We start from the raw sequence: 19,777 nt of genomic DNA, 5'->3' as shown, positions 1-19,777 counted from the left end.
CCCAAGTTATCCGGCCCCGAAAACCTCTCCGACGAAACCCGCCAGGTCGGAAATCCGGTCCAGTCGCATGTTGCCCGCGCCATCCGCTTTCTGCGACGCCGGGATTATGGCCTGTGAAAAACCAAGTTTCAGCGCTTCTTTCAACCTGTTTTCCGCCTGCGCGACAGGTCGTAGCGCCCCCGAAAGGCTGATTTCACCGAAAGTTGCACACTCAGCCGGCAGTGCCGCGTCCTCCCGCGCGCTCAGAAGGGCGGCGGCAATGGCCAGATCGGCCGCCGGTTCCATCACCCGCATACCGCCTGCGACGTTCAGGAAAACGTCCAGACCGGCAAAGGGAATACCGCAGCGGGATTCCAGCACCGCAAGGATTGTCGAGACCCGCCCCGAATCCAGCCCGACCACCGTCCGCCGGGGGCTCGCCAGCGTCGACGGCGCGACCAGTGCCTGTATCTCCGTCAGTACGGGCCGTGTCCCCTCTATGCCCGCGAAGACCGCACTGCCGGGGCTGGGCTGCCCGCGTTCGGACAGAAACAGCGCCGAGGGGTTGGCGACCTCCGCCAGCCCGCCCCCAGTCATCTCGAACACCCCGATCTCGTCGGCGGGACCGAAGCGGTTCTTTACGGCGCGCAGAATGCGGAACTGATGGCCGCGCTCGCCCTCGAAATACAGCACCGTGTCGACCATATGCTCGACCACGCGGGGGCCTGCGATCTGGCCCTCCTTGGTGACATGGCCGACAAGAATGACCGCCACCCCGCGTTTCTTGGCGAATGTGACCAGCTCATGCGCCGCCGCGCGGACCTGACTGACGCTGCCCGGCGCGGCCTCGACCGTGTCCGACCACAATGTCTGGATTGAATCGATCACCGCCAGATCGGGACGTTCCGCGTCCAGCGTGGTCAGAATGTCGCGCAGCGCCGTCTCTGCGCCTAGCCGCACCGGCGCATCTGCCAGCCCCAGCCGCTGCGCCCGCATCCGCACCTGTGCCGATGCCTCCTCGCCGGAGATATAAATCGCCTCGACCCCGCGTTTCGCAAAACTCGCCGCCGCCTGTAGCAGCAGCGTCGATTTCCCGATCCCCGGATCGCCGCCGACCAGCAACGCGGAGCCGGGGACGAGTCCCCCGCCCAGAACCCGGTCAAACTCCGCCAGACCCGATTGCGCCCGTGGCGGCGGCGGTTCCTCGGTCGACAGCGCGGTCAGCGGCACCGTCTTCCCTTTCACCGCGCCAAGCCCGCGCCCCGGCCCCTGGCTCAGCGGCGCTTCCTCGACAATGGTGTTCCATGCCCCACAGGTTTCGCAGCGTCCCGCCCATTTCCGATGGGTCGCGCCGCAATTCTGACAGGTGAAGCTGGTGACGGGCTTGGCCATAAGCCGCTTCATGGCAGACCGTTCACGCCCGGACAAGCCTGCGTGGCGGCACCCCGGCAAACCGGCGCTGACGGCGTGACATGGTTCATCGCCCGAACGATGGCTCATGTGCCAGCCCAAGGGTCAGGGGCAGCGTATGGAACGCATCCGACCCGGGAATGGGGTCTCGGGGTATGCGAAGTATATAAGAATAGGCTATAGCAATATAGTAGTACCACCATCCGGAATCAAAAGAGTTTGTGCTTTTACAGCAAGCTGGAGGCCTAGCGACAACTTATGCCAAACCCGCTCCCTCAGCGCTCATTTAAATGACATTCAGCGCGTCCCCCGTTTTGCCGGCCTTTCTCGGGCCGGTGTACAGGCTGTGTACGCCCTGTGTACGCGCGGTGTACGGCTTGTGACCCGGATCACGGCAATGTCGGGTTGCGCTTCTGACGGTTTCGCAGCAGGTTCCGGCCAAGCCAAAGGACTGCAAATGCCTGCCCCAAAACCCTTCTCCCGCTACGAGTTTCTCATCGCCTGGCGCTATCTCCGCGCCCGCCGCGCCGAGGGCGGCGTTTCGGTCATGACATGGATCAGCCTGATCGGCATCGCCCTCGGCGTCGCCGCCCTGATCGTCACCCTCGCTGTCCGCACGGGCTTCAGAGAGGAGTTCGTGGACACAATACTTGGTGCCAACGCCCACACGACAGTCTACATGTCGCCCTCATCCTTCGCGAATGAACTCACCGGGGAAGTCTATCTCCAGCCGGGAACGATCAGCGATTACGACGCCCTGTCCGACAAAATCTCCGCTCTCGACGGCGTCACCCGCAGCGCCCCAGTGGTGAAAGGGCAGGTCATGGCGACGGCGAACAGCAGCGCCAATGTCGCGGAAGTCTTTGGCATATCTTCGGAAAACCTGAAGAAAATCCCCCGCATTGCCGATCCGGAAACCGGCATCGGTGACATCGAACGCTTCAACGACGGCATCGCCATCGGCTCCGGCATCGCTCGCGAACTGGGCGTCGTCATCGGCGATCGGATCCAGCTCATCTCGCCAGACGGCGCGCAAACGGCTTTCGGGACCACGCCGCGCGTCAACGCCTACGTGGTCACCTATATCTTCACCGCAGGCCGCTACGACATCGACCGCACACGGGTCTACATGCCGCTGGTCGAGGCGCAGAGCTACTTCAACCGTGAGAATGTCGTCGACGAGATCGAGGTCTACGTCACCAACCCCGAGCAGATCGGAAACTGGACGGTGCCGCTGATCCAGACGGCGGGCGAGGGGGCGCAGGTCTGGACGTGGAAGGACAGCTCCGGCAGCTTCCTGCGCGCGCTGGATATCGAGGATGACGTGATGTTCATCATCCTGTCTGTCCTCGTGCTGATCGCGACGATGAATATCACCTCGGGCCTGATCATGCTGGTGAAAAACAAGGGCCGCGACATCGGCATCCTGCGCACGATGGGCCTGACGGAGGGCTCGGTGCTGCGGGTGTTCTTCCTTTGCGGGGCGTTCACCGGGGTGATCGGCACGATTGCCGGGGTGGTGATCGGCGTGATCGTTTCGCTGAATGTCGATCATATCATGTCCCTTCTGGGCAGCGGGGCGTGGGACGCCTCGGTCCGTGGGATCTACGAACTGCCCGCGAAACTGCGCGCTATGGACATCGGCAAGGCCGTGGCACTGTCGCTGACGCTCAGCTTTATCGTGACGATCTTTCCTGCCTCACGCGCGGCGCGGATGAACCCGGTGGAGGCCCTGCGGTATGAGTGATGTGCTGCGTCTTGAAGCAATCGAAAAGACCTATAACCGGGGTGAACCGGGCCAGATCGACGTGCTGCGCGCGCTGGACCTGAGCGTGACGCGGGGCGAGGTGGTGGCAATGGTCGCGCCCTCGGGGGCGGGGAAATCGACCCTGCTGCATATCGCGGGGTTGCTGGACACACCGGATAGCGGCCGCGTCGTCGTCAATGGAAACGACCTGACCGGTAAGCCCGACCGGCAGCGAACAGCGGCGCGGCGCAGCGATCTGGGGTTCGTCTACCAGTTCCACCACCTGCTGCCGGAATTCAGCGCGGCGGAGAATATCGTCCTGCCCCAGCTTGCCAATGGCGTGGCGGACGCAGCGGCGAAAACGCGCGCGGCGGAGTTGCTGGACCGGGTCGGTCTGAAGGACCGCACGGATCACCGTCCGGCGGAAATGTCGGGGGGGGAGCAGCAGCGCGTGGCCTTCTGCCGGGCGCTTGCCAACCAGCCCGCCCTGATGCTGGCCGATGAGCCGACCGGAAATCTCGACCCGGAAACATCGGACAGGGTGTTCGCCGTGCTGATGGATCTGGTCCGCGAAACCGGCCTGTCCGCATTGATCGCGACGCATAATCTGGAGTTGGCGGGGCGGATGGACCGTGTGGTCAGGCTGGAACAGGGACGGCTGATCCCGGTCTAGGCATGCTCCTCCGCCGCGGTTTCCGACAGCGCCTGATTGAGCGCCCTGAGCGCGTCGACATGATACAAGACGCCGATAATCTCAGGCGGCGCCGGCGGTCCAATCATCTCTGGCGAGCGTAGTTCCGTGGGCTGAATGACCGGCAGGAAGGCGCCGCCCAGACGGTCGAACTCCGAAAGCGCCAGATCGAGCGTCGTGCCGTCGACGAGGGCGCGCCCCGACATGGCCAGATAACGGACCAGATCGGGGGCGGGGAAGTGTTCCGATCCGGGCGTGCGCATCAGCGTATTGATCCGCATATTCTGCGGCAGCCAGGCTTGCGGCCCCTCGGCCACATGAATGCCGCGCAGTTCAAGCTGGGTCAGGAAGAACGACCGGTGCAGCAGTCGCGACGCCAGCGCGGAGGACAGCGACACGGCGGTCATGACAGCGATCCCGGTCTGAAAATCGCCGGTCATTTCAAAGATGATCAAGGCGGTCGAGATCGGCGCGCCAAGGACGGCGGCACCAACGGCCCCCATGCCAGCCATTGCGTAAATCGTGGTGCCACCCGACAGGTCCGGCGCGGCTGATGTGGCGATCATGCCGAAGGCCAGCCCGGTGAGCGCGCCCAGCACAAGCGCGGGTGAAAACACGCCGCCGCCCATGCGCCCGCCAAGCGTGATTGCCACTGCGAGCACCTTGATGACGGCGAAGACCATGACCTGACCAAGGCCGTAAGCACCGTTCAGGGCGGCAAAAATCGTCTGGTAGCCGACGCCGATAATATGGGGGAACTTGATCGCGATTATCCCCAGCAGCGTACCGGCCAGTGTCGGGCGAAGCCAGCGTGGCCAGCCGGTGCGGGAAAACAGCGCCGCCCCCGCTGCGTCGGCGCGCAATATGGCTGAGACGAGGGCCGCGGCCACAAGCGCGCAGATGATGCCCAGCAGCATGAAGGCGGGCAATTCGACATAGAAGCTGAGGCTCGGCTCGCGCCATAGGTTGAACTCGGTCGCGCCGCCGAAAGCCTGTCGGTTGATGACCGTTCCGGCGACGGCGGAGATCGCGATCGGCGCGAAGGCGTGGGCGGAGAAATGGCGCAGGATGACTTCATGTGCGAATAATGCGCCCGCGATAGGGGCGTTGAAGCTGGCGGCGACCGCGCCGGAAACCGCGCAGCCCAGCAACTCGCGCCCCGTCATCGGGCTGGCACTGATCCGCTGGGCGAACCAGGTGGACACGACGCCCGCCATATGAACCACGGGGCCTTCACGCCCGGACGATCCGCCCATGCCAAGCGTCACCAGCGAGGCAGCGGCGGAGGCCAAGCCTTCGCGGATTTCCACCCGCCCGCCTTCAAGTGCCGCATCCTCGATCACATCGGTCACGGTTCGCGCGCGGCCATCATTGGTGAAACGGTCGAGGATCAGCCCGACGATCAACCCGCCAACCGTCGGAACCGCAATCAGCCACCACCACGGCAGGCTGTGCGCCTCGTTCTTGAGCGCCTGATCGTCAATGCCGTAAACCGTCCGCTGCAACAGGTCGATGCCAAGCCGGAACCCCAAGGCCGCGAGACCGGCGCCGATCCCGATCAACAGGGCCAGAAACCAGAACTGCACCTTGCTTGGCCCCTTGCGCCGGATGATCTCAAGGGCGCGGGCGGCCTGACGGCGCAGCTGCGGCAGCCCGCCGGTCAGCCATATGATGCTGGCAGGTTCACTCTGGGGCTTTCGTGGCGGAGGTGCTTCGGCCATGCTGTCATGAAGCAAAAGGAGTCGGTCATGGTCAACCATCAGAACGCGTTTGACGAAATTCGTGAGTTTCTTGGTGATCGTCTGTCACAGAAGGATGCTGACCGCGATCAGCATGCACAGTCGGAGACGTGGCACCGCGCGCCGCCTCCGGACGCAGTCGCCTGGCCCGAAACGACGGAGGAGGTCAGCCGGATCATGGCGATCTGCAACCGGCATCGCTGTCCGGTGATCGGCTGGGGGACCGGCACGTCGCTGGAGGGGCATGCGCTTGCCACGCAGGGCGGGCTGGTGATGGATCTGATGCGGATGGACCGGATCGTCGATATTCGTCCCGAAGACATGCTGGCCGTCGTGCAGCCCGGTGTCACGCGCGAGGCGCTGAACACCGATCTTCGGGCAACGGGGCTGTTTTTTCCGATTGATCCCGGTGCGAATGCGAGCCTTGGCGGGATGGCGGCGACGCGGGCCTCGGGGACGATGGCGGTCCGTTACGGCACGATGCGCGACGCCGTGCTGGCGCTTGAGGTTGTGCTGGCCGACGGCACGATCATCAGGACCGGCACCGAAGCCGCGAAATCAAGCGCGGGCTACGATCTGACCGCGCTCATGGTCGGCTCGGAAGGTACGCTCGGTATTATCACCGAACTGACCCTGCGCCTGCATGGCCAGCCCGAGGATGTCTCGGCTGCCGTCTGTGCCTTCGACACGCTCGACGACGCTGTGAACACGGTGGCGCTGACCATGCAATCCGGGATTCCGATGGCCCGGATCGAGTTCATGGACGAAATCGCCATGCGCGCCATCAACCAGAATTCCGGCACGGACTACCCCGAGCAGCCGCATCTTATGGTTGAATTTAACGGCTCGCCCGATGCGGTGCGGGCCAATGCCGAAGCGTTTGGTGAGATTGCCGGGGAGTTCAACGGGCAGGGCTTCCACTGGGCCAGCTCTCCCGAGGATCGGCATAAGCTGTGGGAGGCCCGCCATGCAGCCTATTGGGCGACGCTGAAGTTGCGGCCCGGCGCGACCGGGGTGGTGACCGATGTCTGCGTGCCGATGTCGCAACTGCCCGGTCAGGTTGCGGCGGCGGCGCAGGATATGAAAGAGGCGGGGCTGCTCGGCAATATCGTCGGGCATGTCGGCGACGGCAATTTCCACAGCCTGCTGCTGGTCGACCCGAACGCACCGGAGGAGATCGCCCGAGCCAAGCAGATCGCGGAGGCGATGTCGCTGCGCGCCCTGACGGTTGGCGGCACGATCTCAGGCGAACATGGGGTCGGTCTCGGCAAGCGCGGGCTCATGGAGCGTCAGCACGGGGAGGGCTGGGCCGTCATGGGTGCGATCAAGACGGCACTCGACCCCAACAATATCCTCAATCCCGGAAAGCTGGTGCCGGATCGCGCGTAATCTTCGGAACCCTGCCTGCCCGGGCGTGTTGACCCTGCGCAAAGCATAAGGAGGCAGCATGTCGCAAGATCCCGGACAACCCGTTGAGACACAGGCGAAACGGCATATGCCGGCGCTGCTTGGTATTGCGGTCGCGGCTGTGGTTGTAATCGTCGTGCTTTTCATCTTCGGCGCTTTCGGACCCGGTGACGTGACCGACGAACCTACGGCGACGACAGCCGAACCCGCTGCGGTTGAGTAATCGGCATGTTTCTGCGCGCCGTCGCCCTGACGCAGTCGTGACAGCCTGACGGTCGTGACATGTTAAAAGCTTGCTGCGATAACGAACCAAAATCCTCTGAGGTCTCCATGTCGCGCATCGCTGTCATCCTTTCCGCCCTTGCCATCTTGTTGCTCGCCGCCTGCGGGGGCGGCGGCCCTCAGCGCGCCGTCGTCAGCGGCGGTACGGGCTGGGTGGGCGGCGCCGTTCCGCAGCTTGGCGACCGCAAGCCGCATAGCTGGCGCGGCGGCCATCCCTACAACCTTCCGGTTCACGGGATCGATATTTCCCGCTGGCAGGGCACGATTGACTGGAACCGGGTGCGCAGCTCTGGCGTCAGCTTCGCCTTCCTGAAAGCGACCGAGGGCGGCGATCACGTCGACCCGAATTTCCGTCGCTACTGGCGTGAGGCCGGCGCGGCGCGAATTCCGCGCGGCGGCTATCATTATTACTATTTCTGCCGCTCGGGTGCCGAGCAGGCCCGCTGGTATATTCAGAACGTCCCGCGTGAGGTCGGATCATTGCCGCCGGTCCTTGACATTGAATGGACCAACTCGCGCACCTGCCCGCGCCGCCCCGGATCGGCGGAGATCCTGCGCGAAGCGTCGCAGTTTCTGTCGATTCTGGAGCGTTATTACGGGCAACGGCCGATCGTCTACACCACGGTCGATTTCTATCGTGAGACCGGGATTGGGCGGTTGAATGCCGAATTCTGGCTGCGGTCGGTCGCGGGCCATCCGAGGCAGGTCTATCCGGGGCAGAACTGGACCTTCTGGCAATATACCGGCACCGGCATCGTTCCGGGGATCCGGGGAGATGCGGATATTAACGCCTTTGCAGGCAGTGTGGATCAGTGGCGCGCATGGTTGAGCAGACGTCTCGTTCGTTAGGCACCCGTTTCAGATGGGCGCGCCCCGGCCAGCCGGAACATTCATGGTTGCTGGTGGAGTTCTCGGTGCTGTTCGTGGCGATTCCCATAGGGATCGCGTTGTTCCTGCCGCCTCGGCAGATGTTCGAGGCGCTTTTTCTGTTCTCTCTGCTCGGCCTCGTGCTGCTGTGGATCACCGGCGGCTTTGCGTGGCGCGACATGGTGCGGGGCTGGGGCCGGTTTGACTGGCGGGTGTTTCTGGCCTTCGCGGCGATCACCTTTACCGCCTCTGTTGTCGTGCTTTACCTCACACAGCCGGAGGCGATGTTCACGTTTCTGCGCCGCAATCCCGCCTTTCTGCTGCTGATATGGCTGCTCTACCCGCTGTTGTCGGCGCTGCCGCAGGAGCTGATTTTCCGGGTGCTGTTCTTTCACCGTTATGGGCGGCTGTTCAGCGGCCCGAAGCAGGCCGTACTGGTCAACGCAGCGATCTTCAGCCTTGCGCATCTGATGTACTGGAACTGGATCGTTGCGGTTTTCACCTTTTTCGGCGGGCTGGCCTTTGCGGTCGGTTATCTGCAACGTGGCCTGCCTTGGGCATGGGCGCTGCATGCGATTGCGGGGAATATCCTCTTTGCGGTCGGCATGGGTGTCTATTTCTACTCCGGTAACGCTGTGAGGCCGTTCTGAGGCCGAACCGCGCGGCAATCGTCCGCCCCGGCTTGACTTCCGACGTTTCGCACGTTTGATGCGGGGCTGAACGAAAGAGGTCCGCCATGCACGCTTACCGCAGCCACAACTGCGCCGATCTGACTGCCGAAAACGCCGGGGAAACCGTCCGCCTGTCGGGCTGGGTCCATCGGGTTCGCGACCACGGGGGCGTTTTGTTCGTCGATCTGCGCGATCATTACGGCATGACGCAGGTGCTGGCCGACAGCGACTCGCCCGCCTTTGCCGCGATGGAGAAGCTGCGGGCGGAGACCGTGATCCGCATCGACGGCCGTGTGAAGATGCGGGACGAGGCGCTGCGTAACCCGAAGCTGCCGACCGGCGATATCGAGGTTTATGCGAGCGATCTGGAAGTGCTTGGCCCGGCGGAAGAACTGCCGCTGCCGGTCTTCGGCGATCAGGACTATCCGGAGGAGACCCGGCTGGCCTATCGCTTCCTCGATCTGCGTCGCGAGAGCCTGCATAACAATATCATGCTGCGCTCCAAGGTGATCCGCAGCTTGCGCAACCGCATGTGGGATACCGGTTTCACCGAATTCCAGACCCCGATCATCACGGCTTCCAGCCCAGAAGGCGCGCGGGATTTCCTTGTGCCGTCGCGTCTGCATCCGGGCAAGTTCTACGCGCTGCCGCAAGCGCCGCAGCAGTTCAAGCAGCTGATCATGGTGGCGGGTTTCGACCGCTATTTCCAGATCGCGCCTTGTTTCCGCGATGAGGATCCGCGCGCCGATCGCAGCCCCACGGATTTTTACCAGCTTGACGTGGAAATGAGCTTTGTCGAGCAAGAGGATGTCTTTGCTGCCATCCAGCCCGTCATTCAGGGTCTGTTCGAGGAATTCGGCGGCGGACGTCGGGTTGACGCGGACTGGCCGTGCATCCCCTATGCCGAGGCCATGCTGAAATATGGCAGCGACAAACCCGACCTGCGCAACCCGATCGAGATGCAGGTGGTCAGCGACCATTTCCGCGGCTCGGGTTTTGCGATCTTCGCCAAGCTGCTGGAACAGGACGGGACCGAGGTTCGTGCTATTCCCGCCCCGACAGGTGGCAGCCGTAAGTTTGCCGACCGGATGAACGCCTTTGCCCAGAAGGAAGGGCTGCCGGGGATGGGCTACATCTTCTGGCGCAAGGCCGATGACGGCAGCACCGAAGCCGCTGGCCCCATTGCCAAGAATATCGGCCCCGAACGGACCGAGGCGATCCGCCAGCAGCTTGGTCTGGGCGAGGGCGACGCGGCCTTCTTCCTCGGTGGCAAGCCCGATGCCTTCGAGGCCGTCGCCGGCCGCGCCCGGAACGAGATCGGCCGCGAACTGGGTCTGACCGTTGAGGACCAGTTCAAATTCGCATGGATTGTCGATTTTCCGATGTATGAGAAAACCGACGAGGGCAAGATTGATTTCAGCCACAACCCGTTCTCCATGCCGCAGGGCGGGATGGAGGCGCTGTCGGGCGATCCGCTGGCGGTCAAGGGCTATCAGTATGACCTCGCCTGCAACGGCTATGAACTGGTCTCGGGCGCGATCCGGAACCACAAGCCGGAAATCATGTTCAAGGCGTTTGAGCTGGCGGGCTATCCGGCCTCCGAAGTCGAGAACCGCTTTGGCGGCATGGTCAAGGCCTTCCGCTATGGCGCACCGCCGCACGGGGGCTGCGCGGCTGGCATCGACCGGATCGTGATGCTGCTGGCGGATGAACAGAACATCCGCGAGGTCATCATGTTCCCGATGAACCAGCGGGCCGAGGATCTGATGATGAACGCGCCCAGCGAGCCCACGAACGAACAGCTTCGCGAGTTGCGGCTGCGGGTTCTGCCGAAAGAATGACGCGCCTCACGGGCGGGGCGGGGCGGATTTCCGTCAGTTGATCCCCGCCCCGGCAAGCCGCGTGTTCACCAGTGAACTGATCTGGCGAAGGCCTGCATCGACATCCTGCCCGGCCTCGTGCGCCCGGGTCAGTTCCTCCGCCGCACGGGCCAGCGGCGCGTCATGTGCCCAGCGGGCGACCCCGGTCAGAAACCGCGCGAGATAGCCGACAGACGCGCCTTCGCAGGGTTCCGCCAGCGCCTCGGAAATCCGGGTCAGATCGGCGTAGAGTGCGCTTTGGTCCGGGATAATCATGTCATTGGGAAGGATGCGCGGGCCCTTTGGTGCGCTGCCCTTCGGCAGGGCGCCGAGGATGGTTTGCTGGAACATGGCAAGGCTTTCCACAGGCTTCTCCATGAATGCGGCGGCCCCGGCGTCCAGCGTGGGTTGGCGCATCTGCGGATCGCCGGAGATGCCGATCACGACAGGTGCCTTTGTGCCGAGCTGACGGATCTTGTCGATCAGCTCCGCCCCGCTGCCATCGGGCAGGCCAATATCTACGATCACCACTGCGGGCCGGTATATCTGGAGGTGGCGCATCGCTGTCCTGAGCGAATCCGCCCGCCTGATCCGCGCACCGGAGCGCAGGCAGAGAAGTCGTATCGCCTCGGCCGCGATGCGCGAATCTTCAACGACAAGGACGGTCAGCCCTGATAAGGGTCGCCCCGGAAGCTGTGCCTGCCAGAGCGGTTCTACGTCGCGGTGCGCGCTGATTTGGGTCTGCTGCATCTGTCGTCCCCTCGTGGAATCATCTGTCGATTCACTATAAGCGGCCAGAAGCTAAGCGATGGTTAACCCGCAAAGCGGCCTTGGCTTCGTGCGGCGCCGCGCGTAGAACGTGATGCGCGCGGCAGAACCGCCGTCCCGATCAGGAGCGGAGCAGATGAACCTCACCGGCGGAATCGTTCTTTATGCAGTCTTGTGGTTCCTGACCATGTTCGTGTTGCTGCCAATCGGCCTGGTCAGTCAGGAAGAGGCGGGCGAGATCGTCCCCGGAACCCATGCCGGGGCACCGCACAAGACCAATTTCCTGAAGAAATCCATCTGGGCGACGGTTATCTCTGCCGTGCTCTGGGCGGGTTGTGCCTATCTGATCCTGGGCGGGGTGTTCACCCGCGAGGATGTCATGGGCTGGGACCAGTTTATCCGCTGAGCAGGTGATACAGATGGGTGAATGACGCGGCGGCGAGCACTGGCACCGCGATATTCGCCACCGGGATGGTCAGGGCAAAGGCGATCATGATCCCGAGAACTGTCACCGTCGGCCCGTGGCGTTGGCGTATCGCCGTTGCGCTTGCTTCGTCCAGATGTCGGCGCGCTGCCATCTGAAAGAACTCCCGCCCGAGAAGCCAGCCGTTTGCCCCGTAAAAAAGCAGCGGCGCGAACGGACCAAGAAACGGCGTCGCGATCAGCGTCACGAGACCCACCAGCAGAACCGCGCCCATCAGCGGCAGCGATTCCAGCAATCCGTCCCAGACATCCACGTCACCGCCTTGCATTGCAGGGTAGTGGATCGCCTCGACCCGATCCGCTACGCGTTCCGCATAGAGGCCCGAAAACGCCGCGGCGACCGGGGCCATCAGGAAAAAGCCGATGATCGGAAACAGGGCAAGACTGCCCCAGCTCAGGGCCGGGCCAAGCGTGATCTCGCCCCAGAAAGGCAGTGTCAGGCTGCCCGGTGCCAGCGTCCGGATTGACCAGAATAAGCCGATCTGAAGCAAGATGAACAAGCCTATCGTCAGGCCGATCCCACGCAGCACCAGACCGAATATCTGCGGGCGGAGCATGTCGCCCCAGCCCAGAAACAGCGCGCGGATCGACGTCATTCGGGGTAGCTGGTTTTCGATGCGATATCGGGGCGGGGCCGTTCGGGCGGCGTCGAACTGCCGCGATTGCCGATATGGATGAAGCCCGCGATCCGCTCATTTCCGGACAGGCCAAGATGCTCGGCTGCGAACCCGGTGGATGCAGCGACGCCAGTGAGCCAGCTTGCCCCGAAGCCCGATGCCAGCGCGGCATTGACGAGGCTGACGCAGACCGCCCCGGCAGACAGGAACTGCTCCCATTCAGGGATCTTGGCGCTGTCGACCGGGCAGAACACGACCGCGACCACCAAGGGGACCCGGAACGCATCGCCATGCTTGGCGGCCTTCTCCGCCGGGTTGCCTTGCGCGGTTGAGGCCGCTTCGACAAGCGGTGCAAGACGTTCCAGGGCCGGCCCGCGCAGGACGATGAAACGCCAGGGCTCCAGCTTGCCGTGGTCGGGGACGCGGGCGGCAAGTGTCAGCAGTTCGGTCAGTTCGGCTTCGTTCGGGCCGGGGCCGGTCAGCAGCGCGGGCGGGTGCGAGCGGCGATGGCGCAGAAAATCCAGAGCACCTTGATTGATCTCGGTCATGCGTTTCTCCTTTAGGGGAAGGTTTATCCACACCCGCGCCGCTCTCCAAGGCTTGACCGGGAGGGATTGAGGCGAAATGAACGGATCATGGTGAAAGAAAATACCGATCTGTCCCGCCTCGCCGTGCCGGGCGAAAGCTTCGATGTTCGTGTCACGCCACGCGCTGCCGCCAACAGGATAACCGTGGATGAGGCGGGCAGCCTGCGTGTATCGGTGACGACCGCGCCGGAGGGCGGAAAGGCCAATGCAGCCGTCATCAAGCTGCTGGCAAAGGCGATCGGCATTCCGAAATCGCGCCTGTCGCTGATCCGGGGCGAGACCGCGCGCGACAAGAGTTTCCGCGTCCTGCCGTAGCGTTCCGCGCCCGGCTCAGCCCCGCTTGGGCCGGCCCAGCCTGTAGCCACCCTCGGGCAGGTTCAGCGCGGCGCGAAGCTCATCAAGCTGGCGCTGGCTCAGCGTGACTTCGCTGTAGCGATCCGTTTCCGGTTCATCCTGCCGGACAACCACGCGGTCATCGAATGCTGTGATCGTGATATCGCCCTGAAGCGGCGCGCCGTCAGGCTCGTCGATCAATGTGATCACAGTGGCGTCGAAATCGTGCTCGATGGTGAACATGGTCTTCCTTTATCGCAAACTGTGGTTCAGGGTGGCCCGAACTGAATTGCCTCGCAAGAGGGGCTCGACTATCCTGATCGAACCTGCCCGGAGTTTACGAAACATGCCATCGAAAAGCCGTTTTATCGCAAGCTGTTTACTCGGTGCCGTGTTTCTGTCGGCCTGTGCCCCGGTTGTTGAAACGTCGACGCCACAGTCTTCGACGCCACAAGTTTCCACGCCCCCGCCATCCTCTAGCGCGCCGCAAACCCGCGAAGCTCCGGTCGAGACGAGGGTATCGGCCCCGGTCCGCACCACGCGGCAATCGCCGCGGGAAGCCGCGCGCAATTTCATCAGCGTGCTGAGCCGGATGGAACCAGCGGTTGAGCGCGAGTGTCTGGCGCGCCGGACCCGCAGCATCAACTGCGATTTCCAGTTCGTTGTCGATGATCGGCTGGATCTGGAGCCGAATGCCTTCCAGACCGAGGATTCGATGGGTCGTCCGGTGATCGGCTTCACCGTTTCGCTGATCGCGGCTGCCAATAACGCCGATGAGTTGGCATTTGTCGTGGGGCACGAGGCGAGCCACCATGTTCTGAACCATCTCGACCGCAAATCCGGCTCTGCCGCTGCGGGTGCGGTCATCCTGGGCGGTTTGGCGGCTGCGGCTGGCGCGGATCAGCGGACGATCAGCACCATTCAGCAGGTCGGTGCGTCGGTCGGCTCCCGGGTCTATTCCCGTGAATGGGAGCTGGAGGCGGATTATCTTGGCGCGGTTGTGACGCTGAATGCCGGGTATGATCCGGTGAACGGCGCGGAGTTCTTCCGCCGCATGCCCGATCCCGGTGACCGCATTCTGGGATCACATCCGTCGCGGGCGGCGCGCATGGCGCAGGTGCAGCGGGCCGTCGCTGATGTGCAGGCCGGGCGCATTCGGTAACCTGTTGTGAGCTGGTCCAAGTTTTCCTTCCGGCTGCGCGAACTGCTCGGCCAGGTCTGGTTGCGCGTGCTGGTGTTTGCCGTCATGGGCATCGTGACCGCCATCGCCGCGCTTCTGCTGCGTCCGTTCATACCGGATTCGCTGACAGACTGGCTGGGGGCGGATGCCGTCGGTTCGGTGCTGGAGATCATCGCGACGTCGATGCTGTCCGTCACCATCTTCGCCCTGTCCACGCTGGTCAGCGCCTGGGCCGCGGCGGAGCAGAACTCAAGCCCGCGTGTGCTGCCGCTGATCGTGTCCGACGGTCGCTCCCAAACCGTGCTGTCGACCTTCATCGGTGCGTTCGTCTTCAGCCTGGTCGGGATCATCATGCTACGAACGGGGGTTTACGGCGGCTCGGGCCGGGTGGTGGTTTTTGCTGCGACGGTTGTGGTCGTGCTGCTCATCATCGGGACTTTGCTGCAATGGATCGAGGTGCTCAGCGATCTGGGCCAGATCCGGGATTCGCTGGACCGGCTGGAGGAGGCGACAACGAGAGCGATCCGCAACCGCCAGAAGGAACCCTATCTGGGGGGCAGGCTTTGGGTCGGTGATCCGCCGGCGGGGGCGGAGGCGATCTTTGGCGATAAGGTGGGCCGGGTGCGTCACGTCGATGTATCGACCCTGTCCCAGCTTGCCGAGGAGTTTGAGTTGACCCTGTATCTCGATGGGATACCGGGGACGCTGGTTCACGCGGCCCGCCCGCTGCTGTTCGTGACCGGGCTGGATCAGGATGACGAGGAAAAGCGCAAGCCGATCCTGAACAGTCTGAACAATGCGTTTACCATCGGGCAGGCCCCGAGCTTCGAGCAAGACCCGCTGCATGGCATCACGGCGCTGTCCGAAGTGGCGCAGCGCGCGCTGTCGCCGGGTATCAACGATCCCGGAACCGCGCAGGATGTTATCGTGCGGCTGGTTCGGGTGCTGTCGGACACCGGCGCGGTTGCGGAGGACCACGAGATTGAAAGGCAGCGGCTTTTTGTCCGGGAAATAACGGCGGACGATATGATGCAGGCAGCCTTTGCGCCGATCATCCGTGATAGCGCAGATGTGTACGAGGTCCAGATATCGCTTCTTGACGGATTGCGCGCACTGAGTAAGCTGCAGCCGCAGTTTTATGCAGAGTCAGCCGGGAAACTGGCAGCGTTTATTCTGCATTATGTTGAAAGATCAGAGATGCCTCAACCTCAAGTTGAGAAAATTCGTGATCTTTCCGGTAATCTGGTTAGCGATTAGGTTGTTGGGCGGAAGGGCAGGAAACGCCGCACCGCAGCCAAGTTGATGATTTGTATCACTTCTTAAGCCAGACCATTTGGTTTATATGAACGCGCGATCTAGGAAGTTTGCCCGGTGTTCAGCGCCGGACTTAGGAGACAGCATGATAGGCGTAGTAATTTGGAGTGATGAAAGCAGCGAAAAGGCAGTGATATGGTGTGAAGATCAGGGCGCGCTGGCATTTCTTGACGGCGCAGACAACCTGACCGTGCCTGCCAAATGGCCGGCTGCAGGGGATTTGATGGATTTCGAATGCGAGGATGCCGAGGGCCTGCGGCGTGCATCATCCGCGACGGTCGTGGCGACCGGCGCATGTCCTTCACTGCCGGAGGCACTGCTTGGACAGACCAACCGCCCGGCCTCGCATTTGAGGCTGGTGGCGGGGACGGCGATTGACGGAACGTCGACGCGCGCGGCGGACAACGACGCCGGGGCGGAGGTCAAGCTTGGTGCGGCGATGAGTTCGGGGCGGCGCTAAACGCCCCGAGCCAGAGCCGCAACCCCGGTTCGCGCCTGATCCGACAGGCCGAGAGGGCGCATCAGATCCGCGAAGGCATCCAGCTTTTCCGGTGCGCCGGTGATTTCGAACACGAAGCTTTTCAGCGTCGAATCAACCACATTGGCGCGGAAAATCTCGGCAATGCGGAGCGCTTCTACCCGCTGATCGCCCGCGCCGGTGACCTTGAACAGCCCCAGCTCGCGTTCGACACTCGGCCCTTCGGAGGTCAGGTCATGCACGTCATGAACCGTCACGATCCGGCCCAGCTGCGCCTTGATCTGTTCGATCACCTCCGGCGTGCCGCTGGTGACAATGGTAATTCGCGACAAATGGCCCTCGTGATCGGTTTCGGCCACGGTCAGGCTGTCGATATTGTAGCCACGACCGGAAAACAGCCCGATCACGCGGGCCAGCACGCCCGGTTCGTTCTCCACGATAACGGCGAGGGTATGACGTTCTTCGACGTTGGCGTTCGGGTCGCGCAGATCATACGCGGCGTGGCTGGACGAGCCTTTCTTGATGTTCAGTGCCATGATCTCGTCTCCTTAAACCAGTGCCGCGCCGCCGCTGAATGCCTCGGCCTCGGGCGATAGCAGCATCTCATTATGCGGCTTGCCGGACGGGATCATCGGGAAGCAGTTTTCGTGTTTTTCGACCAGCACATCGAGGATGAACGGACCGTCATATTCCAGCATCTCGCGGATCGCATCGTCCAGCTCTGCCGGGTCGCTGACCTGCCGCCCTTTGCAGCCGAATGCCTCGGCCATCTTCACGAAATCGGGCAGGCTTTCCGACCAGGACTGGCTGTAGCGTTCGCCATGCAGCAATTGCTGCCACTGGCGCACCATGCCGAGCCGTTCGTTGTTCAGGATGAACTGCTTGACCGGCGCGCGGAACTGAACCGCCGTGCCCATCTCCTGCATGTTCATCAGCCAGGAGGCGTCGCCCGCGATATTGATGACAAGCGAGTCAGGATGTGCGACCTGAACCCCGATGGAGGCGGGCAGGCCGTAGCCCATCGTGCCCAGCCCGCCAGAGGTCATCCAGCGGTTCGGTTCATCAAAGCCGAGGAACTGTGCAGCCCACATCTGGTGCTGACCGACTTCCGTGGTGATGTAGCGGTCCTGCCCGGCGGTCAGCGCCTCCAGCCGCTGCAGCGCGTGCTGGGGTTTGATGATCTGATCGGAATTCGTGTAGGCGAGGCAGTTCGCGCCCTTCCACTGCTCGATCTGCACCCACCATTTCTGGACCGCTTCGGAGGCGGTTTTCCGGCCCCGAGACTTCCATATCTTCAGCATGTCCTCCAGCACATGACCGACATCACCCTGAATCGGGATGTCGACATGAATGATCTTGTTGATCGAGGAGGGGTCGATATCGACATGCGCCTTGACAGATCCGGGGCTGAAATCATTGACCCGCCCGGTAATCCGGTCATCGAACCGCGCGCCGAGCGCAATCATCAGATCGCAGCCATGCATGGTCAGATTGGCCTCATAGGTACCGTGCATCCCCAGCATGCCGAGCCAGTTCTTGCCGGAAGCCGGATACGCCCCGAGCCCCATCAGGGTCGAGGTGATCGGAAAGCCGGTGGCATCGACAAGCTCACGCAGAAGCTGGCTGGCCCCGGGGCCGGAATTGATGACGCCGCCGCCGGTGTAGAAGATCGGCCGTTCCGCGGTTTCCATCGCTTCGACCAGCTTGGTGATCGCCTCGATATCGCCTTTTCGATTGGGGCGGTACGGACCCGGCTCGACCTGCTTCGGCGAGACATATTCGGCCTCGGCAAACTGCACGTCTTTGGGAATGTCGATCAGCACCGGACCCGGTCGGCCCGATGTGGCAACGTGAAATGCCTGATGGATCGTGGGCGACAGCTTTGCGGGTTCCTTCACCAGCCAGTTATGCTTGGTGCAGGGGCGGGTGATGCCGACCGTATCGGCCTCCTGAAACCCGTCCGTGCCGACCAGGAAGGTCGGAACCTGACCCGACAGCACGATCAGCGGGATCGAGTCCAGCAGCGCGTCGGTCAGCCCGGTCACGGCATTCGTCGCACCGGGGCCGGAGGTAACCAGAACCACGCCCGGCTTGCCGGTCGAGCGGGCATAGCCTTCCGCCATATGGACCGCGCCCTGTTCGTGGCGCACCAGAATATGCTGGATGTCGTTTTGTTGAAACAACTCGTCATAGATGGGAAGTACCGCGCCGCCGGGATATCCGAATACCGTGTCTACGCCCTGATCGCGCAAGGCTTCGACAACCATTCTCGCACCCGTCATTTTTCGGGACATGTTACCCATCCTTATCCTGTGATTGCGGGCCCCTTACGACCGCCTGACAACAGCCACATCGTGCCGCGCCGCCGCAAACTATGTGTGCTGCGCGACAGCGTCAATGGGCAATTTTCGCAAAAATGGCGCAAAATGACCGATCATTGAAATATTGTTGCGCGATTACGGCAGGTCGATCCGGGCCACCTGTTCGACAATGGGATCTACGGCGAGCGGGTGCGCTTCTTCGTTGTGATCCGCAGGGTTGCCGATGTCCTGCCAGACGCCGCCCTTGTAGATTTCCAGCGCACTGAACTTCGATTTATAGTCCATCTTGCGGCTGCCCGGCACCCAGTAGCCGAGATAGACATAAGGAAGCCCGGCTTCGCGCGCGAGCCTGACGTGGTCCAGGATCACATATGTGCCAAGGCTACGGCCGCTGAGCCTTGGGTCGAAAAAACTGTAGACGAGCGACAGGCCGTCATCCAGCACATCGGTCAGACACACTGCCGCGAGATCGGGATCGCTGAGCAGGGGATCGGCCTCGGGGCTGATCTCCTGATAAAGACCCGTACCGCGATATTCGATGACCCGCGTCCGGACCGGCGTTTCCTCGACCATTGCGGCGAATTCGAAGATGTCCATATCCGCCATGCCGCCATCGGCGTGCCGCCCGTCGAGATAGCGGCGGAACAACTCGAACTGCTCCTCCGTTGCCCAGGCGCTTGTCGCGAGCTGGTTGAGATCGGCGCTTTTCCGCAAGATGCGCCGTTGTGTCCGGCTGGGCTTGAAGTCCTTCACCCTGATCCGGGCCGACATGCAGGCGACGCAGCTTTCGCAGCTTGGCCGGTACAGCACGTTTTGTGAGCGTCGAAACCCCTGACGCGACAGGGCATTGTTCAACTCCTGCGCGTTCGCCCCATGCAGCGCGGTAAACAGCTTCCGTTCCGCGCGGCCATGCAGATAGGGACACGGCTGCGGGGCCGTGACGTAGAACTGGGGGGCATGTTTCAGTGTATGACGCATCCTGCGACCCTATGTGATGCCGATGGCGATTATACCATCGGCCAAATATGCGGCGCAGTTATTCGC

The 19,777-nt window shown here is 62.9% G+C and carries 21 protein-coding genes; 12 read left to right on the top strand and 9 right to left on the bottom strand.

Features of this window, described 5'->3' with window-relative positions; translation table 11 throughout:
* Positions 1-6: 6 nt before the first annotated feature.
* Entirely contained in the window at positions 7-1,371 is a 1,365-nt protein-coding gene (gene radA / locus PAF12_RS11685; protein ID WP_271107110.1) for a DNA repair protein RadA, read from the bottom strand.
* A gap of 475 nt (positions 1,372-1,846) precedes the next feature.
* On the opposite strand from radA, the gene PAF12_RS11680 reads away from it, so the two are divergent.
* Together PAF12_RS11680 and PAF12_RS11675 are read left to right on the top strand one after the other, a co-directional pair.
* On the top strand, positions 1,847-3,136 hold the full coding sequence (locus tag PAF12_RS11680) for a lipoprotein-releasing ABC transporter permease subunit (protein ID WP_271107108.1): 1,290 nt from the start codon (positions 1,847-1,849) through the stop codon (positions 3,134-3,136).
* Positions 3,129-3,809: an ABC transporter ATP-binding protein gene (locus PAF12_RS11675; protein WP_271107107.1), complete on the top strand. Its 681-nt coding sequence runs from the start codon at positions 3,129-3,131 to the stop codon at positions 3,807-3,809. Before PAF12_RS11680 ends, PAF12_RS11675 begins: the two co-directional genes overlap by 8 nt.
* Here PAF12_RS11675 and PAF12_RS11670 read toward each other — a convergent pair.
* A complete protein-coding gene (locus PAF12_RS11670) occupies positions 3,806-5,548 on the bottom strand; it encodes a chloride channel protein (RefSeq protein ID WP_271107105.1) in 1,743 nt (580 codons plus the stop codon). The two genes, PAF12_RS11675 and PAF12_RS11670, sit on opposite strands and share 4 nt — an antisense overlap.
* 27 nt (positions 5,549-5,575) lie before the next feature.
* On the opposite strand from PAF12_RS11670, the gene PAF12_RS11665 reads away from it, so the two are divergent.
* The 5 genes from PAF12_RS11665 (at position 5,576) to aspS (ending at position 10,634) form a co-directional block, all read left to right on the top strand.
* Positions 5,576-6,955 carry an FAD-binding oxidoreductase gene (locus PAF12_RS11665; RefSeq protein WP_271107104.1) on the top strand — a complete coding sequence of 460 codons (1,380 nt, stop codon included), beginning with the start codon at positions 5,576-5,578 and terminating at the stop codon, positions 6,953-6,955.
* Between the two features lie 58 nt (positions 6,956-7,013).
* On the top strand, positions 7,014-7,196 hold the full coding sequence (locus PAF12_RS11660) for a hypothetical protein (protein ID WP_271107103.1): 183 nt from the start codon (positions 7,014-7,016) through the stop codon (positions 7,194-7,196).
* A 107-nt stretch (positions 7,197-7,303) separates the two neighbouring features.
* Positions 7,304-8,104 (top strand): GH25 family lysozyme, encoded by an 801-nt coding sequence (locus PAF12_RS11655; RefSeq protein ID WP_271107101.1) that lies wholly within the window; start codon positions 7,304-7,306, stop codon positions 8,102-8,104.
* Positions 8,077-8,772 (top strand): CPBP family intramembrane glutamic endopeptidase, encoded by a 696-nt coding sequence (locus tag PAF12_RS11650; RefSeq protein WP_271107099.1) that lies wholly within the window; start codon positions 8,077-8,079, stop codon positions 8,770-8,772. The genes PAF12_RS11655 and PAF12_RS11650 overlap by 28 nt, the downstream gene beginning before the upstream one ends.
* A gap of 86 nt (positions 8,773-8,858) precedes the next feature.
* On the top strand, positions 8,859-10,634 hold the full coding sequence (aspS, locus tag PAF12_RS11645) for an aspartate--tRNA ligase (protein ID WP_271107097.1): 1,776 nt from the start codon (positions 8,859-8,861) through the stop codon (positions 10,632-10,634).
* A gap of 33 nt (positions 10,635-10,667) precedes the next feature.
* Here the strand turns inward: aspS and PAF12_RS11640 are convergent, their stop codons facing one another.
* Entirely contained in the window at positions 10,668-11,402 is a 735-nt protein-coding gene (locus tag PAF12_RS11640; RefSeq protein WP_271107095.1) for a response regulator, read from the bottom strand.
* Between the two features lie 154 nt (positions 11,403-11,556).
* Here PAF12_RS11640 and PAF12_RS11635 point away from each other — a divergent pair, with 154 nt between their 5' ends.
* On the top strand, positions 11,557-11,826 hold the full coding sequence (locus tag PAF12_RS11635; protein ID WP_271107094.1) for a DUF1467 family protein: 270 nt from the start codon (positions 11,557-11,559) through the stop codon (positions 11,824-11,826).
* Here PAF12_RS11635 and PAF12_RS11630 read toward each other — a convergent pair.
* Positions 11,816-12,499: an EI24 domain-containing protein gene (locus tag PAF12_RS11630; RefSeq protein WP_271107093.1), complete on the bottom strand. Its 684-nt coding sequence runs from the start codon at positions 12,497-12,499 to the stop codon at positions 11,816-11,818. The genes PAF12_RS11635 and PAF12_RS11630 overlap by 11 nt on opposite strands.
* Positions 12,496-13,068: a nitroreductase gene (locus tag PAF12_RS11625; RefSeq protein WP_271107091.1), complete on the bottom strand. Its 573-nt coding sequence runs from the start codon at positions 13,066-13,068 to the stop codon at positions 12,496-12,498. Before PAF12_RS11625 ends, PAF12_RS11630 begins: the two co-directional genes overlap by 4 nt.
* Positions 13,069-13,155: 87 nt before the next feature.
* Here PAF12_RS11625 and PAF12_RS11620 point away from each other — a divergent pair, with 87 nt between their 5' ends.
* On the top strand, positions 13,156-13,422 hold the full coding sequence (locus PAF12_RS11620) for a DUF167 domain-containing protein (protein ID WP_271107090.1): 267 nt from the start codon (positions 13,156-13,158) through the stop codon (positions 13,420-13,422).
* 15 nt (positions 13,423-13,437) lie between these two features.
* Here the strand turns inward: PAF12_RS11620 and PAF12_RS11615 are convergent, their stop codons facing one another.
* Positions 13,438-13,683, bottom strand: a complete 246-nt coding sequence (locus PAF12_RS11615; protein ID WP_271107088.1) for a hypothetical protein — start codon at positions 13,681-13,683, stop codon at positions 13,438-13,440.
* Between the two features lie 103 nt (positions 13,684-13,786).
* Here PAF12_RS11615 and PAF12_RS11610 point away from each other — a divergent pair, with 103 nt between their 5' ends.
* The 3 genes from PAF12_RS11610 (at position 13,787) to PAF12_RS11600 (ending at position 16,394) form a co-directional block, all read left to right on the top strand.
* Positions 13,787-14,602: a M48 family metalloprotease gene (locus PAF12_RS11610; protein ID WP_271107087.1), complete on the top strand. Its 816-nt coding sequence runs from the start codon at positions 13,787-13,789 to the stop codon at positions 14,600-14,602.
* 6 nt (positions 14,603-14,608) lie between these two features.
* Positions 14,609-15,877: a DUF2254 domain-containing protein gene (locus PAF12_RS11605; protein WP_271107086.1), complete on the top strand. Its 1,269-nt coding sequence runs from the start codon at positions 14,609-14,611 to the stop codon at positions 15,875-15,877.
* 280 nt (positions 15,878-16,157) lie between these two features.
* Entirely contained in the window at positions 16,158-16,394 is a 237-nt protein-coding gene (locus PAF12_RS11600; protein ID WP_271107085.1) for a hypothetical protein, read from the top strand.
* Here the strand turns inward: PAF12_RS11600 and ilvN are convergent.
* The 3 genes from ilvN to PAF12_RS11585 all read right to left on the bottom strand — a co-directional run bounded on the left by ilvN (position 16,391) and on the right by PAF12_RS11585 (position 19,711).
* Positions 16,391-16,951, bottom strand: coding sequence for an acetolactate synthase small subunit (ilvN, locus tag PAF12_RS11595; RefSeq protein WP_271109697.1), 561 nt, complete (start codon positions 16,949-16,951; stop codon positions 16,391-16,393). The genes PAF12_RS11600 and ilvN overlap by 4 nt on opposite strands.
* Positions 16,952-16,960: 9 nt before the next feature.
* The gene (locus PAF12_RS11590) at positions 16,961-18,706 is read right to left on the bottom strand and encodes an acetolactate synthase 3 large subunit (RefSeq protein ID WP_271107084.1); all 1,746 of its coding nucleotides are present in this window, start codon (positions 18,704-18,706) and stop codon (positions 16,961-16,963) included.
* 162 nt (positions 18,707-18,868) lie between these two features.
* On the bottom strand, positions 18,869-19,711 hold the full coding sequence (locus tag PAF12_RS11585) for an arginyltransferase (RefSeq protein ID WP_271107083.1): 843 nt from the start codon (positions 19,709-19,711) through the stop codon (positions 18,869-18,871).
* Positions 19,712-19,777 lie beyond the last annotated feature (66 nt).

Source organism: Paracoccus sp. SCSIO 75233 (genome assembly GCF_027912675.1).
GTDB lineage: Bacteria > Pseudomonadota > Alphaproteobacteria > Rhodobacterales > Rhodobacteraceae > Paracoccus.
This window is presented reverse-complemented; position numbering and strand designations above follow the sequence as displayed.

Coding starts and splice junctions, on each gene's coding strand:
- radA (WP_271107110.1), bottom strand. CDS start 1,371: ATGGCCAAGCCCGTCACCAGCTTCACCTGTCAGAATTGCGGCGCGACC.
- PAF12_RS11680 (WP_271107108.1), top strand. CDS start 1,847: ATGCCTGCCCCAAAACCCTTCTCCCGCTACGAGTTTCTCATCGCCTGG.
- PAF12_RS11675 (WP_271107107.1), top strand. CDS start 3,129: ATGAGTGATGTGCTGCGTCTTGAAGCAATCGAAAAGACCTATAACCGG.
- PAF12_RS11670 (WP_271107105.1), bottom strand. CDS start 5,548: ATGGCCGAAGCACCTCCGCCACGAAAGCCCCAGAGTGAACCTGCCAGC.
- PAF12_RS11665 (WP_271107104.1), top strand. CDS start 5,576: ATGGTCAACCATCAGAACGCGTTTGACGAAATTCGTGAGTTTCTTGGT.
- PAF12_RS11660 (WP_271107103.1), top strand. CDS start 7,014: ATGTCGCAAGATCCCGGACAACCCGTTGAGACACAGGCGAAACGGCAT.
- PAF12_RS11655 (WP_271107101.1), top strand. CDS start 7,304: ATGTCGCGCATCGCTGTCATCCTTTCCGCCCTTGCCATCTTGTTGCTC.
- PAF12_RS11650 (WP_271107099.1), top strand. CDS start 8,077: ATGGTTGAGCAGACGTCTCGTTCGTTAGGCACCCGTTTCAGATGGGCG.
- aspS (WP_271107097.1), top strand. CDS start 8,859: ATGCACGCTTACCGCAGCCACAACTGCGCCGATCTGACTGCCGAAAAC.
- PAF12_RS11640 (WP_271107095.1), bottom strand. CDS start 11,402: ATGCAGCAGACCCAAATCAGCGCGCACCGCGACGTAGAACCGCTCTGG.
- PAF12_RS11635 (WP_271107094.1), top strand. CDS start 11,557: ATGAACCTCACCGGCGGAATCGTTCTTTATGCAGTCTTGTGGTTCCTG.
- PAF12_RS11630 (WP_271107093.1), bottom strand. CDS start 12,499: ATGACGTCGATCCGCGCGCTGTTTCTGGGCTGGGGCGACATGCTCCGC.
- PAF12_RS11625 (WP_271107091.1), bottom strand. CDS start 13,068: ATGACCGAGATCAATCAAGGTGCTCTGGATTTTCTGCGCCATCGCCGC.
- PAF12_RS11620 (WP_271107090.1), top strand. CDS start 13,156: ATGGTGAAAGAAAATACCGATCTGTCCCGCCTCGCCGTGCCGGGCGAA.
- PAF12_RS11615 (WP_271107088.1), bottom strand. CDS start 13,683: ATGTTCACCATCGAGCACGATTTCGACGCCACTGTGATCACATTGATC.
- PAF12_RS11610 (WP_271107087.1), top strand. CDS start 13,787: ATGCCATCGAAAAGCCGTTTTATCGCAAGCTGTTTACTCGGTGCCGTG.
- PAF12_RS11600 (WP_271107085.1), top strand. CDS start 16,158: ATGGATTTCGAATGCGAGGATGCCGAGGGCCTGCGGCGTGCATCATCC.
- PAF12_RS11590 (WP_271107084.1), bottom strand. CDS start 18,706: ATGTCCCGAAAAATGACGGGTGCGAGAATGGTTGTCGAAGCCTTGCGC.
- PAF12_RS11585 (WP_271107083.1), bottom strand. CDS start 19,711: ATGCGTCATACACTGAAACATGCCCCCCAGTTCTACGTCACGGCCCCG.